Source organism: Kitasatospora sp. NPDC059673 (genome assembly GCF_042734215.1).
Taxonomy (GTDB): Bacteria; Actinomycetota; Actinomycetes; order Streptomycetales; family Streptomycetaceae; genus Kitasatospora.
In genome coordinates this window covers 1-23,629 of sequence record NZ_JBHWEN010000042.1, presented here as the reverse complement: position 1 = coordinate 23,629, position 23,629 = coordinate 1, and the positions used below count along the sequence as shown (strand labels likewise).

The 23,629-nt window shown below is 73.2% G+C and carries 18 protein-coding genes; 8 read left to right on the top strand and 10 right to left on the bottom strand.

Annotation, left to right across the window (positions count from 1 at the left end):
- Positions 1-2: 2 nt before the first annotated feature.
- Together ACFV18_RS31425 and ACFV18_RS31420 are read right to left on the bottom strand one after the other, a co-directional pair.
- A complete protein-coding gene (locus ACFV18_RS31425) occupies positions 3-3,860 on the bottom strand; it encodes a glycosyltransferase (protein ID WP_380488696.1) in 3,858 nt (1,285 codons plus the stop codon).
- Between the two features lie 195 nt (positions 3,861-4,055).
- Entirely contained in the window at positions 4,056-4,328 is a 273-nt protein-coding gene (locus tag ACFV18_RS31420) for a WhiB family transcriptional regulator (RefSeq protein WP_014136066.1), read from the bottom strand.
- 632 nt (positions 4,329-4,960) lie between these two features.
- Between ACFV18_RS31420 and ACFV18_RS31415 the strand changes: the two genes are divergently transcribed.
- From ACFV18_RS31415 to ACFV18_RS31405, 3 genes are read left to right on the top strand one after another with little or no spacing between them, the layout of a single operon-like run.
- The gene (locus ACFV18_RS31415) at positions 4,961-5,542 is read left to right on the top strand and encodes a cysteine dioxygenase (protein ID WP_380488708.1); all 582 of its coding nucleotides are present in this window, start codon (positions 4,961-4,963) and stop codon (positions 5,540-5,542) included.
- 20 nt (positions 5,543-5,562) lie between these two features.
- Positions 5,563-6,534, top strand: coding sequence for a 2-phospho-L-lactate transferase (cofD, locus tag ACFV18_RS31410; RefSeq protein WP_380488695.1), 972 nt, complete (start codon positions 5,563-5,565; stop codon positions 6,532-6,534).
- On the top strand, positions 6,531-7,832 hold the full coding sequence (locus tag ACFV18_RS31405) for a coenzyme F420-0:L-glutamate ligase (protein ID WP_380488694.1): 1,302 nt from the start codon (positions 6,531-6,533) through the stop codon (positions 7,830-7,832). Before cofD ends, ACFV18_RS31405 begins: the two co-directional genes overlap by 4 nt.
- Positions 7,833-7,989: 157 nt before the next feature.
- Here the strand turns inward: ACFV18_RS31405 and ACFV18_RS31400 are convergent, their stop codons facing one another.
- Positions 7,990-8,904 carry a DNA-3-methyladenine glycosylase family protein gene (locus ACFV18_RS31400; protein WP_380488693.1) on the bottom strand — a complete coding sequence of 305 codons (915 nt, stop codon included), beginning with the start codon at positions 8,902-8,904 and terminating at the stop codon, positions 7,990-7,992.
- 118 nt (positions 8,905-9,022) lie between these two features.
- Here ACFV18_RS31400 and ACFV18_RS31395 point away from each other — a divergent pair, with 118 nt between their 5' ends.
- Both ACFV18_RS31395 and ACFV18_RS31390 read left to right on the top strand, forming a co-directional pair.
- Positions 9,023-9,811, top strand: coding sequence for a TIGR03089 family protein (locus tag ACFV18_RS31395; RefSeq protein ID WP_380488692.1), 789 nt, complete (start codon positions 9,023-9,025; stop codon positions 9,809-9,811).
- A gap of 139 nt (positions 9,812-9,950) precedes the next feature.
- Positions 9,951-11,468, top strand: coding sequence for an LCP family protein (locus ACFV18_RS31390; RefSeq protein WP_380488691.1), 1,518 nt, complete (start codon positions 9,951-9,953; stop codon positions 11,466-11,468).
- A 5-nt stretch (positions 11,469-11,473) separates the two neighbouring features.
- Here the strand turns inward: ACFV18_RS31390 and ACFV18_RS31385 are convergent, their stop codons facing one another.
- Both ACFV18_RS31385 and ACFV18_RS31380 read right to left on the bottom strand, forming a co-directional pair.
- A complete protein-coding gene (locus ACFV18_RS31385) occupies positions 11,474-12,091 on the bottom strand; it encodes an acyltransferase (RefSeq protein WP_380488690.1) in 618 nt (205 codons plus the stop codon).
- A gap of 65 nt (positions 12,092-12,156) precedes the next feature.
- Positions 12,157-13,200, bottom strand: a complete 1,044-nt coding sequence (locus ACFV18_RS31380) for a glycosyltransferase (RefSeq protein ID WP_380488689.1) — start codon at positions 13,198-13,200, stop codon at positions 12,157-12,159.
- A 104-nt stretch (positions 13,201-13,304) separates the two neighbouring features.
- On the opposite strand from ACFV18_RS31380, the gene ACFV18_RS31375 reads away from it, so the two are divergent.
- The gene (locus ACFV18_RS31375) at positions 13,305-14,762 is read left to right on the top strand and encodes an LCP family protein (RefSeq protein ID WP_380488688.1); all 1,458 of its coding nucleotides are present in this window, start codon (positions 13,305-13,307) and stop codon (positions 14,760-14,762) included.
- A 7-nt stretch (positions 14,763-14,769) separates the two neighbouring features.
- Here ACFV18_RS31375 and ACFV18_RS31370 read toward each other — a convergent pair whose 3' ends face one another.
- From ACFV18_RS31370 to ssuE, 4 genes are all read right to left on the bottom strand, one after another.
- Positions 14,770-16,635: a hypothetical protein gene (locus ACFV18_RS31370; protein ID WP_380488687.1), complete on the bottom strand. Its 1,866-nt coding sequence runs from the start codon at positions 16,633-16,635 to the stop codon at positions 14,770-14,772.
- Positions 16,636-16,909: 274 nt separating this feature from the next.
- Positions 16,910-19,468 (bottom strand): ABC transporter permease, encoded by a 2,559-nt coding sequence (locus ACFV18_RS31365; RefSeq protein ID WP_380488686.1) that lies wholly within the window; start codon positions 19,466-19,468, stop codon positions 16,910-16,912.
- A gap of 16 nt (positions 19,469-19,484) precedes the next feature.
- Entirely contained in the window at positions 19,485-20,270 is a 786-nt protein-coding gene (locus ACFV18_RS31360) for an ABC transporter ATP-binding protein (RefSeq protein ID WP_380488685.1), read from the bottom strand.
- Between the two features lie 183 nt (positions 20,271-20,453).
- Positions 20,454-21,008: an NADPH-dependent FMN reductase gene (ssuE, locus tag ACFV18_RS31355; RefSeq protein WP_380488684.1), complete on the bottom strand. Its 555-nt coding sequence runs from the start codon at positions 21,006-21,008 to the stop codon at positions 20,454-20,456.
- A gap of 382 nt (positions 21,009-21,390) precedes the next feature.
- Here ssuE and ACFV18_RS31350 point away from each other — a divergent pair, with 382 nt between their 5' ends.
- On the top strand, positions 21,391-22,671 hold the full coding sequence (locus tag ACFV18_RS31350; protein WP_380488683.1) for an LCP family protein: 1,281 nt from the start codon (positions 21,391-21,393) through the stop codon (positions 22,669-22,671).
- A 91-nt stretch (positions 22,672-22,762) separates the two neighbouring features.
- Positions 22,763-23,275 carry a serine O-acetyltransferase gene (locus ACFV18_RS31345; protein WP_380488682.1) on the top strand — a complete coding sequence of 171 codons (513 nt, stop codon included), beginning with the start codon at positions 22,763-22,765 and terminating at the stop codon, positions 23,273-23,275.
- A 130-nt stretch (positions 23,276-23,405) separates the two neighbouring features.
- Here ACFV18_RS31345 and ACFV18_RS31340 read toward each other — a convergent pair.
- Positions 23,406-23,629, bottom strand: a 224-nt coding sequence (locus ACFV18_RS31340) for an acyl-CoA dehydrogenase family protein (RefSeq protein WP_380488681.1), incomplete at its 5' end; no start/stop codon positions are given.

Sequence of the window (23,629 nt, the reverse complement as noted above, 5' to 3'; positions counted from 1 at the left end):
GATCAGCTCCCCGTCCCGGGCTGCTGCGGGTGGTGGCCGCCGCCGTAGGGGTCGTTGGGGTCGTAGTAGGTGGTGGGCTGCTGCTGTTCGGGCAGCCAGGTCTGCTGCTGCCCGTCCTGCTGCCCGTCCTGCTGCTGCGGGTAACCGGCGCCGGCGGCGTACGGATCGGTCCAGCCCTGGGCGGGCGGGGTGTCGTAGCCGTAGCCGGGCTGCTGGCCGTACTGGTCGTACGTCTCGGGCTGGTAGGGCGCGCCGACCGGCTGCTGCTGGGTGTAGTCGTGGCCGTAGCCGTCCGACTGGTAGCCCTGCTGCTGGTACGGGTCCGCCTGGTAGGGGTCGGCCTGGTACGGGTCGGCGAACGGCTCGGACTCGGCCTGGTAGGCCGGGGCGGGCTCGGGGTCGCCGGCCGGCTGGGCCGGGATGCCGGGGGCGTAGACGCCGGGTTCGGCCTGCGGGTCCTCGCCCTCGCCGCGTTCGGCGAGCCGGCGGGCCCGGCGGCTGCCGGGGGCGGGGGCCTGGGCCTGCGCGGCGGCGGCCAGCGCCTGGGCGGCGACCACCTCCTCGGGCAGGTCGTCGTCGTTGTGGTTGCGCCGGCCGGGCAGGGCCAGCACCAGCACGACCACGCCGAGTGCGAGCTGCGCCCAGACCCAGCCGGTGTGGAGCAGGCTGCCGGTGCGGGTGACGTCCAGTCGGCCGCCCTCGGCGGGCAGGTCGAAGCCCTGCGCCCAGCCGTCCAGGGTGACGGCCTTGAGCGGCTTGCCGTCCAAGGTGGCCTGCCAGGCGGGGTCGGCCTGTTCGGCGAGCCGCAGCTGGCGGCCGGCCGGGCCGGCCGGGATGGTGGTCCAGATGTCGTGGGCGCCGGCCGGGACGACCACCGGGACGGCGCCGGGGCTGACGATCTGGGCCCGGGTGCCGGGGACGGCGGTGACCTGCCAGAGGCCGACGCCGTGGTCGAGGCTGAGCCGGATCACGCCCGGGGTGGTGTCGAGGACGTCCTTGACCTTGCCGATCACCGGGTCCTTGACCTGGATGTAGCTGACGCCGTACCCGGCCAGGGTGCGGGCCAGGTCGCCGCCGGAGCCGGCCAGCAGCTTGGCGGTGAGCTTTCCGAGCTGCTGGTCCGCGGCCTCGTCCACGGTGCCCTCGGCCTGACCGGTGCTCAGACCGGCGCCGCGGACCAGCGCGTAGCGGATCGTGGTGCCCTCGGCGTCGCCGCTGACCGTCAGGGTGCGGGAGCGGTCGGAGGTGTCGCCGGCGTCCGCGATGAACGCGGGGACCTGCGCGGCGGTGTCGCGGCGCAGCGGGCCGTCGGCGCCGACGAGCGCCCACCAGGCGGCGGTGCCGACGGGGGCCAGTACGGCGAAGGCCAGCACCAGCGCGGCGACCGGCTGGCGCCAGCCGAAGGCGATGCCGGACACGCGGGCGTTGGCGCCGTCGGCGCCGATCGCGGCGGCGGCCAGCAGCGCGACACCGGCCAGCAGGGTGGCGGGGCCGGCCCAGGCGGCGGTGGCGGGTCCGCCGGAGGCGGGGGTGACGGCGGTTCCGGCCACCACGACCGAGAAGACCAGTCCGGCGGCGGCCGCGCCCCAGGCGGCGAGCACCGCGCGGCGGCGGTCGGCGCGCAGCAGCGCGGCAAGCGCGGACAGCACCACGCCGGCCGACAGCCACACCGGGGGGACGCCGGCGCCGCCGGGGTTGACCAGCACCAGGCCGAGCGGGTCGGCGGCCGGGCCGCTGAAGCCGGGGACACCGGCCTCCAGCAGCAGCCGGGACGGGTGCGCGAGGACCTGGATCGACCAGGGGGCGAGCACCAGCACGGGCACGCCGAGGATCACCACGACGCGCAGGCCGAGCAGCCGCACCGCCTGCATGCCGGAGCCGAACGCCCCGCCGCGGAGCACCGCGTGGACCAGCGCGGCCACGCAGAGCGGCACCGCTATGGCCCAGACGAGCGGGACGAAGGCGGTGCTGACGGTGAGCAGCAGCACGGTCATCCAGGCGGAGCGCCAGCCGGGGCGGGCGCCCTTGGCGGCGGTCTCCTTGCGGATGCCGAGGCCGGCGGCGATCGCGGCGGCGCGGGCCAGCGGCGGCAGCAGCACGGCGAGCACGGCGGTGCCGATCCGGCCCTGGGCGAGCGCTCCGGTGGCGGCGGGCAGCAGCGCGTAGGTGGCGCTGGCCCAGGCGCGGACCAGCTTGGAGGCGATCAGCGGACGGGAGACCAGGTAGGCGCCGACCGCGGAGAGCGGCACCGAGAGCACCACGATCAGGGTGAGCGCCAGGTCGGCGTGGTCGAACAGCGCCCAGGAGAGGATGGCCAGCACGCCGAGGTAGGGCGGGGTGGCGGCGGTGGAGCCGGTGCCGACGGGGTGCCAGGGGTCGGCGAACATGTTCCACAGGCCGGCCGCGCCTTCGCCGGCGGGCAGCAGCGCGCCGCCTTGCAGGAAGCCGGAGCCGATCAGGTTGCGGCAGGCGACCAGCGCGACCAGCAGCAGCGCGGCGAACAGCACCGGGGCGGGCCGCCGTACCAGCTTCTTGAGCAGCGCGAACTGTTCGACCACCAGGTCGTCGGTGTCGTCCTCGCCGGGCCCGGACTCGACGGAGCCGTGCCGGCCGGCGCCCGCGTCGTCGGCGCCGCCGATGCCGAGCGAGCCGACCATGTTCTCGACGGCGAGGCGGACGGTGGCGCCGGGCGGGGGGAACAGGGTGCGGTCGTCCATCGAGTCGACCGAGCGGGTCTTGCGACGCTGCGCGCGGGCGGCCATCAGCCGTGGCAGGCGCACCAGTTCGTGGCCGAGGCCGGCGATCTCGTCGTAGGCCTGCCGGGGGTCCTTGCCGACCAGGTTGCCGATCACCCGCACCAGGGTGCCGACGATCAGCCGGAGCAGGACGTACGGGAACAGCGCGCCCTTGGAGTTGGCGAGCAGGGTGTAGACGGCGCCGGCCTTGTCGACCCGGTGCGGGTGGGCGGGGCCGCAGTCAATGGCGCGGCGTTCGCGGCTGGCGGCCTCGGCGTGCCGGAGCACCGCGTCGGGGGCGACCACCACCCGGTGGCCGGCCGCGTTGACCCGCCAGCAGAAGTCGGTGTCGTCGCGCATCAGCGGCAACGCCCGGTCGAATCCGCCGAGTTCCTCGAACACGTCGCGGCGCACCAACATGCCGGCGGTGGAGACGGCGAGCACCGGGCGGACCTGGTCGTGCTGGCCCTGGTCCTGTTCGCGGCGGTCGAGTCCGGTCCAACGGCGGCCGGAGCGGGCGATGGTGACGCCGACTTCGAGCAGCTGCCTGCGGTCGTACCAGGAGCGGAGCTTGGGGCCGACCACGGCGGCGGTCGGGGTGGAGTCGGCGACCTGGAGCAGGCGGCGCAGGGCGTCGGTCTGCGGTTCGCAGTCGTCGTGCAGCAGCCAGAGCCACTCGACCGGCTTGGTCTCGCGCGGTCCGCCGCGGCCGAGGTCGTCCTCGTGGGCGAGCGGGTCGCCGAAGTCGTCCCAGCCGCCGGTGACCGGGTCGTAGCCGGACGGGTCGAGGCTGTAGGAGAGGTCTTCGGGGCGCAGCGGCGGGCTGTTGAAGACGGCTTCGCCGACGGCGCGGCCGAAGCCGACCCGGCGGCCGAGGATCTGCGGGCCGCTGCCGGGGAGCCAGTCGCCGAGGGTGTCGGCGAGCAGCTGCGGGGAGTTGTCGGTGGAGCCGGTGTCGACGGCGAGGATGCGCTGGACCTGCCGGTCCTGGCCGAGCAGCCCGGCGAGCGCCTGGGGCAGCCAGCGGGCGCCGTCGTGCGAGACGATCACCGCCGTGACCAGATGGCGCGGGTAGGCGGGAGGCCTGGCAGCGGAGAAGCCGCTCTGGTGGCTGTAGACAGTCATCGGGTGCGCGGACCACCGGTTCGGGTTTGACGGCAGATGACGCACCACACTAACGGCTCCGACTGGTCCGGTTCTCCCGGGTGGTGTGAAGAGACGGTGCAACGGGTATCGGCACCGGCGGCCAGGCTGCTGCGGGAATGCGAAAGCGCCCCACCTGAGGGTGAGGCGCCGACACGGGTGAGGTCTGCAGGGAGGTCAGACCGCGCTCTTCTTCAGACGGCGGCGTTCGCGCTCGGACAGGCCGCCCCAGATGCCGAACCGCTCGTCGTTGGCGAGGGCGTACTCCAGGCATTCGGCGCGGACCTCGCACGCCAGGCAGACCTTCTTGGCCTCCCGGGTGGATCCGCCCTTCTCGGGGAAGAACGACTCGGGGTCGGTCTGGGCGCACAACGCGCGCTCCTGCCAGCCGAGTTCCTCTTCGTCTTCCTCGATGCCCTCACCGATCAACAGCTCAAAGAGCTCGCTCATTCTGGCGCGCCTCCTCTGCCCCTCTTGGCGTCCCCGTGGTGTTGCCGTTGCCGGTGCGGCGGAACGACACGAGAGAAATTACAGTTGCGTCACTCTGGCCCAGTCAAGCCGAGCTCTGGTATTGGGCCAAGGATTCACTCCCCGGAACCAAGCCACTACGAATAGTGTACATATCCGGACAACCCGGACATCCACCTTGGTTCCTGACCTGTCGTCAGCCCGCCCGACCGTGCCCGACCTGCCGGTTCGAGGCGATCTCACGCCGTCCTTTCCCCCTGATCTTCCCATCCAAACCTGATTGGGCGTTTATCACCCCATCCGGCGCTTCCAGGCCGATGTGACCCGAATGTCCGACCTGGCTCCTTGACACTGGAGGGTCGGTTGCGGTCTGCTTGCCCGCATGTCCGAGTTCCCGGCCCTCTTCGCCGACCGGCGCCGCCAGGCGCTCCTCGGTGCTGCCGCGAACTTCTCGTGTTGTTGCCGCTGTCTCCGCTGTATCTAGGCGCCCGCGTCCCACCGCGCGCCGCCCCGGAACAGAGGCCGACCGCGCGACAGTCCCCCTGAACTGAACGCTCTCGCGGATCCGGCTGATCCTTGCCCGCAGCCGAACCCGAGGACGTCACACCGTGCGAATGCCCCGCCTCCGCAAGCGCAACCGCGACCGCAACCGCCTGCCCGTCACCCCTGCCGCCGCCCCGCGCTGGACCGACGGTCTGAGCGACGTGTCCATCGCGGGCGACCCGACGGCCTTCCCGCACCTGGCCCGCACCGACCTGCCCGCGCACCCCACCACCGTCGCCGGCTACGCCCGGCTGGTCCGGGAGATCGCCGCCGACCGCGCCCGCTGGGAGCCACTGGTCCGCTACGACGCGCTGACCCGCTGGTACTCCCGGCTGGAGACCGGCCCCGGCTACGAGGTGTGGCTGCTCAGCTGGCTGCCCGGCCAGTCCAGCGGCTTCCACGACCACGGCCGCTCCGCCGGTGTGATGACAGTCCTTCAGGGTGAGCTCACCGAACGCTCGTTGACGGCGGGCGGCGAGGGCTCGCGCGCCCTGACCCCCGGCGGGCTGCGGGTGCTCGCCACCGGCCACCTGCACGAGATGGTCAACGCCTCGCTGGAGCCCGCGGTCTCCGTCCACCTGTACACGCCCGGCCTGGTCGAGATGAACCAGTACCCGGCGGCGACCCAGCGGCTCCGTCACCGGGTGCACTGACCCGCTGGCAGGATGAAGCCATGCGAATCACTGCACTGGCGGGCGGCATCGGCGGGGCCAGGTTCCTGCGCGGACTGCGGGCGGCGGTCGCGCCGACGGACGAGATCACCGTGATCGGGAACACCGGCGACGACATCCACCTGTACGGGCTGAAGGTCTGCCCCGACCTGGACACCGTGATGTACACCCTCGGCGACGGCATCCACGAGGAACAGGGCTGGGGCCGCCGCGACGAGACCTGGTCGATCAAGGAGGAGATGAAGGCCTACGGCGTCGGCCCCGACTGGTTCGGGCTCGGCGACCGGGACTTCGCCACCCACCTCGTCCGCACCCAGATGATCGACGCCGGCTACCCGCTGTCCGCCGTCACCGAGGCGCTGTGCACCCGGTGGAAGCCGGGCGTGCGCCTGCTGCCGATGAGCGACGACCGGGTGGAGACGCACGTCCGGATCACCGACGCGGACGGCCCCCGGGTGGTGCACTTCCAGGAGTACTGGGTGCGGCTGCACGCCGCCGTGGACGCCGAGGCGATCATCCCGGTCGGCGCGGGCACCGCGAAGCCCGCGCCCGGTGTGCTGGAGGCCATCGCCGGGGCCGACCTGGTGCTGCTGCCGCCGTCGAACCCGGTGGTGTCGATCGGCACCATCCTCGCCGTCCCCGGCATCCGGGAGGCGGTGGCCGGCGCGAACGCCCCCGTGGTGGGCCTGTCCCCGATCATCGGCGGCGCGCCCGTGCGTGGCATGGCCGACAAGGTGCTCGCCGCGGTCGGTGTGGAGACCTCGGCCGCCGCCGTCGCCAAGCACTACGGCGCGCGGACCTCCGGCGGGCTGCTGGACGGCTGGCTGGTGGACAGCTCGGACGCCGCCGCCGTCGCCGAGGTGGAGGCCGCCGGAATCGCCTGCCGGGCCGTGCCGCTGCTGATGACCGACGTCGACGCCACCGCCGAGATGGCCCGCGCCGCACTGGAGTTGGCCGCCGAGGTCGCCAAGTGACCACCGACGGGCTGCGGTTGCTGCCCGTCACCGGGCTGCCGGAGATCGCCGCGGGCGACGACCTCGCCGAACTGATCGCCAAGGCGGGCGAGTTCGAGGACGGCGACATCCTGGCGATCACCTCCAAGGTGGTCTCCAAGGCCGAGGGCCGGCTGCTGCACGCGACGGACCGCGAAGCCGCGATCGACGCCGAGACCGTCCGGGTGGTCGCCCGGCGCGGCGCCGCCCGGATCGTCCAGAACCGCAACGGCCTGGTGATGGCCGCCGCGGGCGTCGACGCGTCCAACACCGCCCCCGGCACCGTCCTGCTGCTGCCGCTCGACCCCGACGCGAGCGCGCGCCGACTGCGCGCCCGGCTCCAGGAGTTGACCGGACGGCGGCTCGCGGTGATCGTCACCGACACCTTCGGGCGGCCCTGGCGCAACGGCCTCACCGATGTGGCCATCGGCGCGGCCGGACTGTCGGTGCTGGAGGACCACCGCGGGCGGACCGACAGCCACGGCAACGAACTGCGCCTGACCGTCACCGCCACCGCCGACGAACTCGCCGCCGCCACCGACCTGGTGAAGGGCAAGGCCACCGGCACGCCCGTCGCGATCGTGCGCGGGCTGCCGCAGCTCGTCACCGCGGAGGACGGGGACGGGGTCCGGCCGATCATCCGCCCCGCCGAGAACGACATGTTCCGGCTGGGAACGTCGGAGGCGATCCGGGAGGCCGTCACACTGCGACGGACCGTCCGGGCGTTCACCGACGAACCGGTGGACGGCGGTGCGGTGCGACGTGCCGTGGCCGCCGCCGTCACCGCGCCCGCGCCGCATCACACCACTCCGTGGCGGTTCGTGCTGCTCGAATCCGCGGAGAGCCGGACGCGGCTGCTGGACGCGATGCTCGGCGCCTGGCAGCGCGACCTGCGGGAGCTCGACGGGTGGTCCGAGGAGCGCATCGCGCGGCGCACCGCCCGTGGCGAAGTGTTGCGCGGGGCGCCGTACTTGGTGATTCCGTGCATGGTGATGGACGGCTCGCACGAGTACCCGGACGCGAGGCGGGCGGGGGCCGAGAGGGAGATGTTCACGGTCGCGATCGGGGCTGCGGTGCAGAACCTGCTGGTCACCCTCACCGGCGAGGGGTACGGCTCGGCGTGGGTGTCTTCGACGATGTTCTGCCGGGAGACCGTCCGGGACGTACTGGACCTCCCTGCGGACTGGGACCCGATGGGTGCGATTGCCGTCGGCCGGTCGGCGGAGGAGCCGAAGGTGCGTCAGCCACGGTCTGCGGATGACTTTTTGACGGTGAGGTAGGCGCGCCGGGGGCCGGGAAGCGGCGGGGTGGGGTCAAGGCGGGGACCAGAAACGGCGGAACGCCAAGCGCCCTGTTGATCACCAGCAGACCCGGCCCCGCCGTTCCCCGGGCCCCTGGTTTCGCACCCCCGGGCCCCTGGATTCGCGCCCGCAATGTTCACCTTGCCCGGTGGTCGTTCGGGGTGAGGCGGGGTCCGTACTTGGGTGGGCGGGTGCCGGTGAGGGGGATGATGCGGCAGAGGCGGTGGCGGTGGGGGCGGTAGGGCTCCAGGAGGGCGAGCATTTGGGTGTCGTCGCTGCGGGGGCGGCCGGCCAGGGCCCAGCCGACGATGTTGGGGAGGTGGAAGTCGCCGACCGAGACGGCGTCCGCGTCGCCGTTGCTGCGCTGCAGGGTTTCGGCGGCGGTCCATGTGCCGATGCCGGGGACGGCGGTGAGGCGGGCGAAAGCGTCGGCGGAGGGCATGGTGGAGGCGGCTTCGAGCTTCGCGGCGAGGCGGACGGCGCGCTGGACGGTGGCGGAGCGTTTGGGATCGACGCCGGCGCGGTGCCAGGCCCAGCTGGGGATCAGCGACCAGTCGCGGGCGGAGGGGGCGACCCGCAGGCCGAGGTCGGCGGCGGGGCCGGGGGCGGGGGTGCCGTAGTCGCGGAGCAGGGTGCGCCAGGCGCGGTAGGCCTCGCCGGTGGTGACCTTCTGTTCCAGGACGGCGGGGACGAGGGACTCCATCACCAGGCCGGTGCGGGTCAACCGGAGCCCGGGGCAGGTGCGTTGGGCGTCGCGGAGCGGTCCGGGGGGCAGTACGAGGCCGGCCGGGTCGTCCTCGGCGCCGAGCAGCGCGGGAAGTTGCTGGAGCAGCCAGTTCGCGCCGGGGCCCCACGCGGTGGCGGCGATCTCGTCGTGGTCGGGCCGGATGCGCAGGGTGCCGGGGCCGTCGGGGGTGCGGGAAGCGCGCCAGACGGTGCCGTCGGGGTCGCGGCGGAAGGCGGGGTCGCCGGTGCCGCGTTGCAGCGGGTAGAGGGTGCGGCCGAGGTCGAGGGGGTAGCCGGGCCGCCACTGTCGGGTCAGCTCTGGCATCGGAGTTCCTCGGGGTGTGCGGGTGGCGGGGGCGTCTGCGAGGGTAACGCGGCGCGGCGGGTGGACGGGCGGGCACCCTCCCGTCCGGCCGGTTGCAGGACGTAGGCTGGACCGCACCATGACTGCGCTTTTCGCTGCCGAAGCCCGCACCCCCGCCGAGCTGTTGCAGGCCTACCTGCGCGCCGGGGCCGGTGCCGATCCGTCCCGCCCTCTGGTGACCTTCTACGACGACTCGACCGGGGAACGGGTGGAGTTGTCGGCGAAGACTTTCGACAACTGGGTGGCGAAGACGGCCAACCTGTTGCAGGACGAGCTGAACGCCTCGCCGGACGACCGGGCGGCGCTGCTGCTGCCGGCGCACTGGCAGAGCGCGGTGTGGCTGCTGGCGTGCTGGTCGGTGGGTGTGGTCGCGGTGCCGGGCGGTGAGCCGAAGGACTCGGACCTGGTGGTGTCGGGTCCGGAGGGCCTGGAGGCGGCGCAGGAGTGCCCCGGGGAGCGGGTGGCGCTGGCGCTGCGTCCGCTGGGCGGCCGGTTCCCGCAGAAGCCGGACGGGTTCCTGGACTACGCGGCGGAGGTGCCCGGGCAGGGCGACCGGTTCGCCCCGTACTCGCCGGTGGATCCGCAGGCGGTGGCGCTGGAGTCGTCGGTGGACGGGCTGGCGCTGAAGCTGACGGGCGAGCAGGCGGTGGCGCTGGCCCGGGAGGGCGCGGCCCGGCTGGGCCTGGACAGCGGAAGTCGTGTTCTGTCGACGCTGTCGTTCGACGACTGGACGGGGCTGGAGGCGGGTCTGCTGGCGCCGCTGGCGGCCGGGGCGTCGGTCGTTCTGTGCCGAAACTCCGGCCAGTTGACGGACCGTCAGTGGCAGCAGCGGATTGAATCCGAACGAGTGACGCTGCGTCTCGGCTGACCATCCCGTGACGACGGCGCGCGCTGCCTGGTGAGGTGATCCGGGCGGGGCGCGCCGTTGTCGTTTCCCGCCGCTCCCACGGGTGACGGCGGCCCGGAGCGGGGTGGTTCGCCGAACGGGCTCCTCTAGGGTGGCCCGGATGAACAGCGGACACCGGAACCGGGGCGACTCGGACAACTCCGGCCGGCGGGCGCGGAGTGCCAGTGCGGTGGCGGGCGGGCGGTCGGCGCGGCGGCGCGGCCGGGTGGTGCGCGGGCGGCGGTTGCTGGCCTGGGTGGCCGGCTCGCTGGGCCTGGTGCTGGTGGCGGGCTGCGGCGGGGCGTTCTACGTGTACCGGCACTTCAACCGGAACATCTCCTCGGTGAAGGTCCAGGTCGGCGACGAGTCGGAGCGCCCGCAGGCGACCAACGACGCGCTGAACCTGCTGGTGATCGGCACCGACAGCCGGGTCGGCCTGGGCCGCGAGTACGGCGACGAGGGGTCCACCGGGCATGCGGACACCACGCTGCTGTTCCACATCTCCAGGGACCGCAGCAACGCCACGGTGGTGTCGATCCCGCGCGACCTGATGGTGACCGTCCCCGAGTGCCGCAGCGGCAGCAGGCGCATCCCCGGCGAGGCGCGGGCGATGTTCAACACCAGCCTGGGGCAGGACGGTCGGGACCCGGGCTGCACCTGGAAGACCGTGGAGAAGTTGACGGGCGTCCGGATCAACCACTTCATGATGGTCAACTTCGAGGCGGTGAAGTCACTCTCCACGGCGGTCGGCGGCGTCGAGGTGTGCGCGGCCACCGCCATCGACGACCCGTACTCGCACCTGAAGATGGCCGCCGGGCGGCACGTGGTGCAGGGCGAGGAGGCGCTGGCGTTCGTCCGGACCCGCCACGCGGTGGGCCTGGGCGGCGATCTGACGCGCATTCCGCTCCAGCAGCAGTTCATCAGCTCGATGATCCGCAAGATGAAGAGCAGCGACACCCTGACCAGCCCGGCCAAGCTGTGGAGCCTGGCGGACGCCGCCACCAAGGCGCTGACCGTGGACAGCGCCCTCAACGACGTCAACCGGCTGAAGGACCTGGTGCTGGACATCTCCCGGGTGAACACCAGGAACATCACCTTCACCACGGTGCCGGTGCTGGACGACCCGACGGACAACAACCGGCTGGTCCTCAAGCCCGGCGACGCGCAGCAGCTGTTCGCGATGATCGCCGCGGACCGTTCACTGACCGAGGCCGCGCAGCAGCAGACACCGGCCTCCCCCACCCCGGCCCCGACCCCGAGCCCGTCCCCGCTGGACGCCGGCGAGGTGCGGGTGACGGTCCGCAACGGCACCGGGACGCCCGGGCAGGCCGGCCGGGCGGCCTCGGTGCTGCGGGCGAAGGGGTTCACCTCGGCCGTCATCGGCAGCAACACGGATGCCCGCCAGGCCAGTTCGGTGTCCTACCCGGCCGGCCAGGAGGACCGGGCGCGGGCGGTGGCCGCCGCGCTCGGGCTGCCCGCGACGGCGGTGCGGGCGGCGGGCCGGGACGGCCTGCTGGTGGTGCTGGGTGCCGATTTCGTCGGGGCGGGCGTGCCGTCGGCGGTTCCGACCGAGGCCCCGAAGGATCTCCAGCGGGTCCGGGCGGACGACACCAACGTCTGCGCGTCGAAGTTCAAGTAGCCCGGTCAGGACGGGAGTTCGGCGTCCGGGACGAGCGTGTCGGGGGCGGTCTCGGTGTACCGCTCGCCGGTGCGCGGACAGCGCCAGCGGCCTTCGCCGACGGGCTCCAGCGGTTCGCCGGCCCGGCCGACCCACTTGATCCGGCGGGCGGGCACCCCGGCGACCAGCGCGAAGTCGGGGACGTCCCGGTGCACCACCGCACCGGCCGCGACCAGCGCCCACCGGCCGACGGTGACGCCGGCCACCAGCACGGCCCGGCCGCCGATCGAGCAGCCCTGCCGGAGCGTGACACCGCGGGCGTGCCAGTCCTCGCCGCGTTTGAGCCGGCCGTCCGGCTCGACGGAGCGCGGGTACCGGTCGTTGGTGAGGACGGCGGCCGGGCCGACGAAGACGCCGTCCTCCAGCACTGCGGGCTCGTACACCAGGGCGTGGTTCTGCAGCTTGACCCGGTTGCCGAGCCGCACGCCGGGCCCGACGTAGGCGCCGCGGCCGATGATGCACTCGGCGCCGATCTCGGCGTGCTCGCGGACCTGGGCGAGGTGCCAGACGGTGCTGCCCGGGCCGACGGTGGCGCGCGGGTCGACGTCGGCGGTGGCCTCGATCCTGGGGGCGCTGCTCGTCATGGCGCGACCCTAGCGCGGGTGGACGGCCCCCGTCCGGCCTTCCGGGGACCGTCCTCGACGGCCGGTCAGGCGCGGCCGGTGGTGGCCGGGTCGATCGGCGCGGGCGGGGTGGAGGCGATCACCTTGCGGGCCAGCTTGCGCGGCGAGGTGAGGAAGCCGAAGCCCCAGCTCAGGTGCATGGTGGCGAGGGCCAGCGGGACCTGCACCCGGGCCTTGGCGGACAGGCCGCGGCCCTCCAGCAGGCCGCCGGCCACGATCGCCGCGAAGTAGCCGCCCGGCAGCACCAGGAACACCGGGTGCAGCGCGGCGCCCAGCACCGCTCCGCCGACCACGCCGAGCAGGGCGGCCGGCGGGGCCAGGTAGCGCAGGTTGACCGAGCCGCGGTGGTAGCGGGTGACGACCCGGCGCCAGCGGCCGTAGTCCTTGTACTGCTTGGACAGCGCGCGGGGGGTCGGCCGGGGCCGGTAGGTGACCTTCAGCTGCGGGGTGAACCAGACCAGTCCGCCGGCCTGCCGGATCCGGTAGTTCAGCTCCCAGTCCTGGGCGCGGATGAACTCCTCGTTGTAGCCGCCCTGCTGCTCCAGCACCTCGCGGCGGAACACCCCGAGGTAGACGGTGTCGGCGGGGCCGGCCAGGCCGCCGGTGTGGAAGGCCGCGTTGCCGACACCTATCTTCGAGGTCATCGCGGTGGCGACGGCGCGTTCCCACTCGGTCTCGCCCTCGGCGTGCATGATGCCGCCGACGTTGGCGGCGTCCATCTCGTCCAGCAGCCGGACGGCGGTGGCGATGTAACCGGGCGTCAGCAGCCCGTGGCCGTCCACCCGGACCACCACGGGGTGCCGGCTGGCCCGGATCGCGGCGTTCAGGCCGGCGGGGGTGCGGCCGGTCGGGTTGGGGACGGTGCGCACCCGTGGGTCCTCGGCGACCAGGGTGGCGGCGATCTCGTCGGTCCGGTCGGTGGACGGGCCGAGTGCGATCACCACCTCCAGTTCGCCGCCGTACTCCTGTTCCAGGATCCGGTGGACGGCAGTGCGCAGGTGACGTTCCTCGTTGAGCACCGGCATGATCACGGAGACCGCCGGCAGCTCCTCAGCAGCCTTGGTGTTCATCGTGCCCGAGCGTACCGGCGCGGACCGCCGGGTGTCGGCCCGGGTCGGTCCCGGTCCGGCGCGTCGCCCGGGCCGGGCGCGCCGCAGCGCTTAGCATTCGGAGAATGCCTGCTCAGCGCCAGCTCGTACGCCTGACCGGATCCAGTCGGAGGCGCCGCCGGCGCTGGGGGATGTGGGCGGCGGGCACGCTCTCCTTCTCGGTACTGGCCGCCTCCGGCGCGGGCTGGGCGGTGCTGAACGGGGTCGGCTCCTCGCTGGGGCGGGTGGACGCGATCGGCGGCGGCCCGGACCGGCCCGCCGACGACGGGGCCTCGACCTTCCTGGTGGTCGGCACCGACGAGCGGGACGGCATCCCGGAAGCCACCCTGAAGAACGTGCTGCACGCGGGCGGCGAGTCCTGCCACTGCACCGACACCATGATGATCGTCCAGCTGTCCGCGGACCGCGGCCGGGCCACCGTGGTGTCCGTGCCGCGCGACTCGTACGTGGACATCCCCGCGCACCAGGACCTGGTCTCCGGCAAGCAGGTGCCCGCTTCCAAGGGCAAGATCAACGCCGCCTACGGGATGGGCGGGGCGCCGCTGGCGGTGCGCACCGTGGAGCAGAACACCGGGCTGCGGATCGACCACTACATCGAGGTGAACTTCCTCGGTTTCGTCTCCACCGTGGACGCCCTCGGCGGCGTCGAGGTGTGCTCGCCCAAGCCGCTGAAGGACGACTACTCGGGCCTCGACCTGCCGGCCGGCACCAGCAGGCTGGACGGTGCGGGGGCGCTGCGCTACGTCCGGGCCCGGCACGTGGACGGCTCCTCGGACCTCGGGCGGATGCACCGCCAGCAGAAGTTCCTGGCGCAGCTGCTGCGCCAGGCGTCCTCCGGTGGCACCCTGCTCAATCCGGCGAAGCTGACCGGGGTGATGGACACCGTGCTGCGGTCGGTGAAGGTGGACAAGGGCCTGGGCAACGCCGAACTGCTGGATTTCGCCACCCGGTTGAAGGACGTGTCGGCGTCGAACGCGGACTTCGCGACGGTGCCGCTGTCCTCGGTGGACCATCCGGTGCCGGGCTGGGGCTCGACCGTGCTGTGGGACGAGAAGGGCGCGAAGGCGCTGTTCGAGGCGGTCCGGGCCGGGCGGCCGCTGACCGGTCCCGCGCCGGCGGCGGCCCCCTCGACGGCGCCGACTGCCGGAACGGTTCCTCCCGAGCAGGTGCGGGTGCAGGTGCTGAACGGCGCGGGCGTGCAGGGCCTGGGCATCCGGGTGGACGAGGACCTGCGCAAGGCCGGGTTCGTCACCACCGGCACCCCGTCCAACGCGCCCGGCAACGGACCGGCCGCCACCCGCACCGTGATCCGCTACGACCCGCACTGGGACGAGTCGGTGAGGACGCTGGCCGCCGCGCTGCCGGACGCCGAACTGGTCAAGGTCCCGAACCTCGGCGCGACCTTCCAGGTGGTGGCGGGCAGCGACTACAAGAGCCCGGCCACCGGGCCCGCGCCCGCCCCGGCCGCCGCGGGCCCGGTGGCCGGGGCGGAGAGCGGCAACGAGATCAGCTGCCCGGCCTGACGGGCGGTCAGCGCAGCAGGTACTGGGCCACCACCCACCCCAGGTAGCCGGCGAGCACCAGGCGGTTCAGCCACAGCACCGAACCGACCGTACTCGCGGGCAGCACGCTCAGCGGGCGGCGCTCCGGGCGCCGGGCGAGCGCGGTGACGGTGCGGGCGACCTGCTGCGGGTCGAACTCGCCGCCGAAGTGACGGTGCAGCAGGCGGGCCGGGAGCACGGGGAAGCCGAACTCCCGGAGCCCGCCGCGCAGCGTGAAGCGGCCCCGGTGCACCGCCGCCGCCGTCACCTGCTGCCAGCTCGCCCGGCCCGCCCGCAGCACGCCGCTGAAGGCGACGCCGTCGCGGTCCACCGCGAGCTGCCAGCCGAACCCGCCCATGACGGCGAGCAGAAGCCCACTTCCCATCAGCAGCGGGCGGAGCAGGCGGTCCATCACGTTGTCCTGATCGGCCAGGAAGTCCATCACCACGCCGATCAGCACGGCGGCGACCGGGGCCGCCGCACAGCGCAGCGCGGTGGGCAGGCCGAACACCCGGGCCGGTTCCGGGCTGCCGTCGGGGTGTTCGGCGAGGTCGGCCGCCAGGTGGCGGGCGGCCTCGGTCTTCACCAGGGCCGCCTCGTCGCGCACGGCGCGGTGCCGCTCGGACGGGGCGGTCAGGACGGCGGCGTGTGCGGCCGTCCACCGGTGCGGCGCCTCCGGGGAGCGGAACACCAGGAGCCGGTTGCGGCCGATCCAGCGGTAGAGCAGCGCTTCGACGGGGGTGTCCGAGCTTCGCTCGTCGTCCGCTTCGCCGCCGGGGTCGGGTATCCAGGCGGCCGGCCCGCCGGGGCCGGCGGACGCGTACTGGGCGGCCCCGTCGCCGAACCGCAGCAGCCGCCACAGACCCGCCTCGCGGTCTCCGCCGTCCACCGGCAGCACCTCCAGGGCGCCGGCCTCCGTCCGCCGGACCCGGACCCGCAGGGCGGGCGCGCTGTCCCCGATGGTTCGGCGGGCCAGGGTGGTGCGACGTGCGGAGAGGACCAGCAGGACGGCGAAGGTGCCGAAGGCGCCGACGCCGAGCCACCACACCGTGGAGTTCTGCCACTCGTCGGCGGCCCGGTACCAGCCGGTGCCGTCGACCAGCAGCGGGACCTGCTCGCCGACCGTGCGTTCGCCGCCCACCTCGGCGGTGAGGGTGCGGAAGTCGTGCGGCAGCCGGTACTCGACGGTGGCGCCCTCGCCGCCGTCGTGGACGGTGCGCACGATGCCCCACGTCCGGTCGGCGCGGGCGGCCCGGCCGATGCCGTCCTCGGTCTGCGACACACCGGCCACCAGCAGCACCACCGCGCCCGCCCCGAACAGGGCGGCCAGGATCCGCCGCACCTGGGGCACCGCCGGCGGGTCGATCGGGGAGTCGCCGCCCCGCAGCGTCCACGGGTAGGGCACCGACGGGCCCATCAGCGTGGCCAGTTGGGCCTCGGCACGGCGGTGGCCGGCCTCCGCCCGGTACAGCGCGGCGGCGGCTGCGAGGTGCGCGGCGCAGGCGGCAACCGGCAGCCAGGGGCCGGGCAGCGCGTTCGGCAGGAACCAGAGCAGCAGGCCGACCACGGCGGGCACCACGAAACCAGTGTTCCGGCGCAGCAGCAGCACCAGGAACTCCACCAGCAGCACGGCGGGCGCGGCGCTCTCGGCGTACGGCACGGTGCAGGACCGCCACGAATCGCAGCGCTCCGGCGTCCGGTCGATCACCATCGCCACCACCACCGTCACCACGGGCAGCAGCGCCAGCCAGCGGCTGTGCAGCCTCGGCCACACCCGGGCGGCCCGCCATTGGTCGGCGGCGGCCAGCGTCAGCGCGGGCGCGGCGGGCAGCGGAGGCACGGGGTATTCCGACATGCGCGCGATTGTGACAGGCGTCTTCCGGGGCGCTCGCACCGGAGGTAAAGAGAGTTTCAATTCCCGTTGCGCGAACCGCTGTTGACGATCAGCCACGAGGCCACGTCGAGGAGAGGAGCGATTCGGACCGGCCGGCGGGAGGGGTGTCCGCACATGGCGGTGTCGCGGGCCGGCCGGGGCGTCAACCGGGTGCCGGTGACGGCACTTCACGGCGGCCCGGAACGACACGGGCCCGCCCGGATGCTCCGGGCGGGCCAGGTGGCGTGGCGGTCCGTCAGTCGGTGGCGATGGCGGCCAGGACGTTCATCCTCGCGGCGCGGAAGGCCGGGACGAGGGCGGCGACCAGGCCGACCAGCACGGAGCCGATCAGGACGGTGACGACGGTGCCGGTCGGGATGGTCAGCACCGTCAGGCCCTGCTCGGAGAGGACGGCGCGGGCGGTGACACCCCAGCTGAGGCCGAGCACGGCGCCGAGGACGGCGCCGAACAGGGCGATCACCACGGACTCCAGGCGGACGGTGCGGCGCAGCTGACGGCGGGACAGGCCGATGGCGCGCAGCAGGCCGATCTCCCGGGTGCGCTCGACCACGGACAGCGCCAGCGTGTTGACCACGCCGAGGACGGCGACCACGATCGTCAGGCCGAGCAGGCCGTAGACCATGGCGAGCAGCTGGTCGAACTGGGACTTGACCATCTCCTTGTAGCCGGCCTGGTCCTTGACCATCAGCTGCGGGTACTCGGCCAGCGACTTCTGCAGGTCGGCGAGCACCGCGGCCTTGTCGGCGCCGGCCGCAGCAGTGCCGAACGCCACGCCGGCGGGCGGCAGTTGGCCGTTCATCGCCTTGGCGACGGTGTCGGTGTCGGTGAAGAAGCGGTGGTCGAACAGCTGGTTGCCGGTCTTGATCACGGCGGCGACCTTGAGGGTCTGGGTGCGGCCCTCGCCGTAGTTGACGGTGAGCTGGTCGCCGACCTTGACGTGGTGCTCGTCGGCGAAGTCCTGGCCGACCGAGAGGCTGCCGCCGGCGAACACCGCCTCGGCACTGCCGGCGGCCACCGGGAGCCGGAAGTCGCGCAGGTAGTCGGCGTTCGAGACGGCGAGCCGGGTGCGCAGGGTGCCGCCGTCGGGCAGCGCGACCTCGGCAGGGACGTTGCGCTGCTCGGTGAGGTGGTCGAGGCCCTTGGTGCGCCGGGCGGCCTCGGTCATCGCGGGGGTGAGGCCGTTCGTGCGGCCCTCCACCACGTAGTCGGCGCCGACGGACTTGTCGATCTGGGCGGTCATCGAGCCGACCATCGAGGAGGTGACCACCGAGGCGCCGATCACCACGGCCAGGCCGATCATCAGCGCGGCGGCGGTGGAGCCGGTGCGGCGCGGGTTGCGGATCACATTGCGCTGGGCGAGCCGCCCGGCGGGGCCGAACAGCGCGGGCAGCAGGCCGCCGAGCAGCCGGACCAGGACGGAGACCAGCAGCGGGCCGAGCACCACCGAGCCGGCCAGGGTGGCCAGCAGGCCGAGGCCCAGCAGCAGGCCGCCGGTGGAGCCGGGCGAGCCTGCGGCGAGCACCAGCGCGGCGGCGCCGGCGCCGGTGATCAGCAGGCCGACCGCGGCCCGGATCCGGTTGGCGCGGGGTTCGGCGGGGGCCGAGTGGTCGAGCAGCGCGGCCATCGGGGTGATCCGGGCGGCGCGGCGGGCCGGGAAGAACGCGGCGAGCAGGGTGACCGGCAGGCCGACGGCGTAGCCGACCACGGGGACGGCCCAGGTGACCTGGAGCGAGGAGGCGTCCAGGTTCATCCCGGTCGCCTGCATCAGCTGGATCATGCCGGCGGCCAGGCCGAGGCCGGCGCCGATACCGATGGTGGAGCCGATCAGGCCGAGGATCAGGCCCTCGACCAGCACCGAACGGTTGACCTGCGACCGGCTGCCGCCGATGGCGCGCAGCAGGCCGATCTCCCGGGTGCGCTGGGTGACCAGCATGGAGAAGGTGTTGACGATCAGGAAGATGCCGACGGCGGCGGACAGGAAGGCGAAGCCGAGCATCGCCCACTTCATGAACTTCAGGAACGAGCCGACGCCCTCGGAGTTCTCCTTCTGCTGCTCGGCGGCGGTCTTCGCCTGGTAGCCGTTGCCGAGGTCGGCCAGCGCGGCGGTCTTCAGCTCGTCGTTGCTGCGGCTGCCGTCGCCGAACACCTCGACGGAGGTGTACGCCTCGGTGCCGAGCAGCACCCGCTGCGCGGTCGGGGTGTCCAGGAAGGCCAGCGCCGCACCGGGGTTGGTGGTCCGGAAGGTGGCGATGCCGGAGACGGTGAAGTCGTGGCTGCCGGTCTCGGTGATCACCCGGACCTTGCCGCCCAGGCCGAGGCCGGACTTCTTGGCGGTGTCGGCGTCCAGCATCAACTGGTCGGAGCCCTGCGGCTGGTGGCCGGAGGTGATGTCCAGTGACTTGCGCGGGGAGTCCGTCCAGTTGCCGGTCAGGGTGGGGGCGCCGCTGGTCGGGCCGACCAGCTTGTTGGTGGCCGGGTCGACCAGGGTGGCGGAGGAGACCATGACCTCGCCGAGGGCGGCCTTGACGCCCGGTTCGGCGGCGAGCCTCTGCTGGGTGGCGACCGGGACGGTCGGGGCCCGGCCGGGGCCGCCGGCGGTCAGCTCGTCCTGCGCCTTGCGCACCGACAGGTCGGAGGCGGTGGCGGCGAACAGCCGGTCGAAGGTGGTGGTGGCGGTGTTGTAGAAGACCAGGGTGCCGGCCACGAAGGCGACCGAGAGCACCACGGCCAGCAGGGAGAGCACCAGGCGCCACTTGTGCGCGAGGAAGCTCCGCAGCGAAGTCTTGAGCAGCATCGTTCCCGGTCCCGTCTCAGCTGGTGCGCTTGCCGTCGAAACGGCGCATGCGGGTCAGGACGGAGTCGGCGGTGGGGTTGTGCATCTCGTCGACGATCACGCCGTCGGCGAGGAACAGCACCCGGTCCGCGTGGCCGGCGGCCACCGGATCGTGCGTCACCATCACGATGGTCTGGCCGAGTTCGTCCACCGAGCGGCGCAGGAAGCCGAGCACCTCCGCACCGGAACGGGAGTCCAGGTTGCCGGTCGGCTCGTCGCCGAAGATGATCTCGGGCCGGGCGGCCAGCGCCCGGGCCACCGCGACGCGCTGCTGCTGGCCGCCGGAGAGCTGCCCGGGCCGGTGCTTCAGCCGGCCGGACAGGCCGACGGTCTCGATCACCTGCTCCAGCCACGCCCGGTCGGCCTTGCGGCCGGCGATGTCCATCGGCAGCGTGATGTTCTCCAGCGCGTTCAGCGTCGGCAGCAGGTTGAACGCCTGGAAGATGAAGCCGATCTTGTCGCGGCGCAGCCGGGTCAGCTGCTTGTCCTTCAGGCCGGTGACCTCGGTGTCACCGATCCAGATCCGCCCCTCGGAGACGCTGTCCAGGCCGGCCAGGCAGTGCATCAGGGTCGACTTGCCGGAGCCCGACGGGCCCATGATCGCGGTGAACCGGCCGCGCTGGATGTCCACATCGACCGCGTTCAGCGCCGCCACCCGGGTCTCGCCCGAACCGTAGGCCTTGGTCACCTGCCGGGCCCGGGCGGCGACATCGTTCTGATCGACTACGGGTGTGAGGTGCGCGGCGCTCGGTGCCGTGGTCACTGCGTGCTCCTTGAGGTGGGGTGGGGTCCGCCCGATGCCTCAAGCCTCCCGGCCGCGCCGCGCCCGGGCGTCCTCCACCGGGACGAACGCCACCACCGGGGAACGCTCCGGGACCCGGGCCCTCTCCCTTAGGGGTTCGCGCCCCGCGGGGTAGGGGTCCGGATCCCGGCGGTTGACGAACTGTCAGCCGGCGGTGGCCAGTTCGGCCCGCGGCCGGAGCGCGGCGGAGAACGCGTCCACCACCGGGGTCAGCAGCACCTCGGTCTCCCGTTCCAGCTCGGTGCCGCCGTCCTCGCGCACCCCGATGTGCCGGTCCAGCACGAACCAGCCCTGGGTGACGTGCGCGGCGCCCATCGAGGTCAGCACCGGGCGCAGCGCGTAGTCCACCGCCAGCACGTGCGCGGTGGAGCCGCCGGTGGCCAGCGGCAGAACGGTCTTGCCGCGCAGCGCGTACTGCGGCAGCAGGTCGAGCAGCGCCTTCAGCAGGCCCGAATAGGCGGCCTTGTACACCGGCGTGCCGATCACCACTGCGTCGGCCCGCTCGAACAGCTCGACGGCGCGGGCTATGGCCGGGTCGGTGGTGTCGGCGGACAGCAGCGCCTCGGCGGGCAGCGTACGGACGTCCAGCGCGTCCACCCGGTGACCGTGCGAGACGAGCCGGCGGTCGACGTGCCGCAGCAGCCGGGTGGTGCGGGAGGTCAGGGACGGGGAACCGGAGACGGACAGGATCACGGCCATGGAGTCACCTCGGTGCGTACGGCCGCGCGCACGGCGGCCGGAAACGGGGAGAACGGGAACGCGAGGGCGCGGACGCAGCCGCAGGCACGGGGGTGCGGGTGCGGGTACGCGGGGCTCGCGATGAGGGTGAAGGTGCGGCGAGGACTCAGCCGCGACACAGCGAGCAGGACACCCGACCGTGGTCGACGTGCCGCCGACGGGTGAGGACCTTCCGCTGCTCCATGCGGCCATGCAAACACGCACGGTTTTACCGGGTCAAGAACGTGTCCGGCCGATGAACACCGCACCGAACGGTCCGGGCCCTGCATCAAATCGGCCACAAGGAGCCCCGGCCGACCCGGACGATCACTACGCGGCCCGCGGTTCGGGCATCCTTCCCCTCATGAACACGTGGCAGGAGCGCCCGGGGGGCGGCGCATACGGGCAGGGCGACGCGGCACGCGGCCGGGGCGGGGCGGCCTCGGAGCCGCCGCTGCCGCCGTCGTTGAATCCGCGCGGTACGGGCGTCCCGCTCTCCCGCCCCGACCAGCCCCCGTACCAGGGCGGCGGCACGCCCGGCGGCCCCGGCACGCCCAGCGGCCCCGGTGACCGGCCTCCGTACGGTGGCCGGCCGCCGTACGAGCCCGGGCCGAACCCGTCGGGCGATGCCGCCCAGCAGCCGGCCCGGCCGCGCCGCTCGCGCAAGAAGATCATCGGATACTCGGCGCTCGGCCTGGTCCTGGTGCTGCTCACGACCCTCACCGGCACCTACTTCTGGGCGGACGGCAAGCTCCGGCACGAGAACGTGCTCGCCGACTATCCGGGCCGCCCGCCGGCCGGCAAGGGAACCAACTGGCTGATCGTCGGCTCGGACAGCCGCGAGGGCCTGACCGACGCCCAGGAGGACTCCCTCCACACCGGCTCCGCCGAGGGCAAGCGCAGCGACTCGATGATGATCCTGCACATCGGCGACCACGGAAACACCCTGATGTCGATCCCGCGCGACTCCTGGGTGCAGATACCCGCGCACCAGGACACCTCCGGCAACGGAAAGTCCATAGCCGCCGCCACCCGGAAGATCAACGCCTCCTTCGCGAGCGGCGGCGGCCGGCTCCTGGTGCAGACCGTCGAGACCAACACCGGCCTGCGGATCGACCACTACGCGGAGATCGGCTTCGCCGGGTTCGTCGGCCTGGTCGACGCCGTCGGCGGCGTCGAAATGACCATCGACCAGCCGATCAAGGACAAGGACTCCGGCCTCGACCTCAAGGCCGGCACCCAGACCCTGAGCGGCAAGCAGGCCCTCGCATTCGTCCGCCAGCGGCACCAGATGGCCGACCAGGACCTCGGCCGGATGCGCAACCAGCAGAAGTTCCTCAGCGCCCTCGCCAAGCAGGCCGCCTCCCCCGGCACCCTGCTCAATCCCTTCACTTTCTACCCGCTGGCCTCCGCCGGTCTGGACACCCTGATCGTCGACAAGGACGCCGGCCTCACCGACCTCGGCTCGATGTTCCTCGCCATGAAGGGCGTCACCGGCGGCGACGGCCAGACCATCACCGTCCCGATCGGCAACCCCGACTACCGCACCCCCACCGGCGAATCCGCCGTCAAGTGGGACCCGGCCAAGTCCAAGGCCGTCTTCGACGCGATGAAGAACGACACTGCGGTGCCCGACACCAAGTGAGCGCCTGGCGCAGGACGGCGGGAGTTTCGAACTCCCGTCCTCCAGCGCGTCGTTGACGTGCGCCAGGGCGATCGCCGCGACAATGTCCGGCATGTCGCTGGTGACCTCCCTCATCTACCGCCGCCGAAGCCGGCTGTTCGGCCGCCTGGTCCAGGAAGCCCTGGCCCTCTACGGGGTGGAGGTCCCCGCCGCCGCCGAGATCGGCCCCGGCCTGCTCGTCTACCACCGGGGCTTCGGCACCGTCCTGCACCCCTTCACCACCCTCGGCGCGAACGTCACCCTCTACAACGGCGTCACCATCGGGCGCGCCGACCCGTGGGTACCGCAGGAGGAATCCGCGATGCGACGGGTGGTGCTGGAGGACGGGGTGGTGGTCTGCGCCGGCGCGAAGATCGTCTGCAAGTCCGGCATTCTGACGGTCGGCGCCGGGACCATCATCGGCGCGAACGCGGTGCTCACCCGGTCCACGGGCCCGAACGAAATCTGGGCCGGCGCCCCGGCCCGGAAGGTGGGTGTGAGGGCGCCAACCCAGGGAGAGCGGAACCAGGGGGAGCACAACCAGGGGCGCGGGGAACTGCGCGGGCAAGGAGCGACCGCCAGCTAGGTCGCGATCACGTGCAGGTCATAGTCCTGCGTCGCGATCTTGCGGTGGGGTGCCTTCCGCTTCGCGCAGTTCCCCGCGCCCCTGTTTTCGCACCCGCTCAGCTCCCAGCGACCTGGTTTCGCTTCTCCTGCTACGGCAGGTTGCGGGCCATGACGATGCGCTGGACCTGGTTGGTGCCCTCGTAGATCTGGGTGATCTTCGCGTCGCGCATCATCCGCTCCACCGGGTAGTCCCGCGTGTACCCGTACCCGCCCAGCAGCTGCACCGCGTCCGTCGTGACCTCCATCGCCACGTCCGACGCGAAGCACTTCGCCGACGCACCGAAGAACGTCAGATCACCGTCGCCCCGCTGCG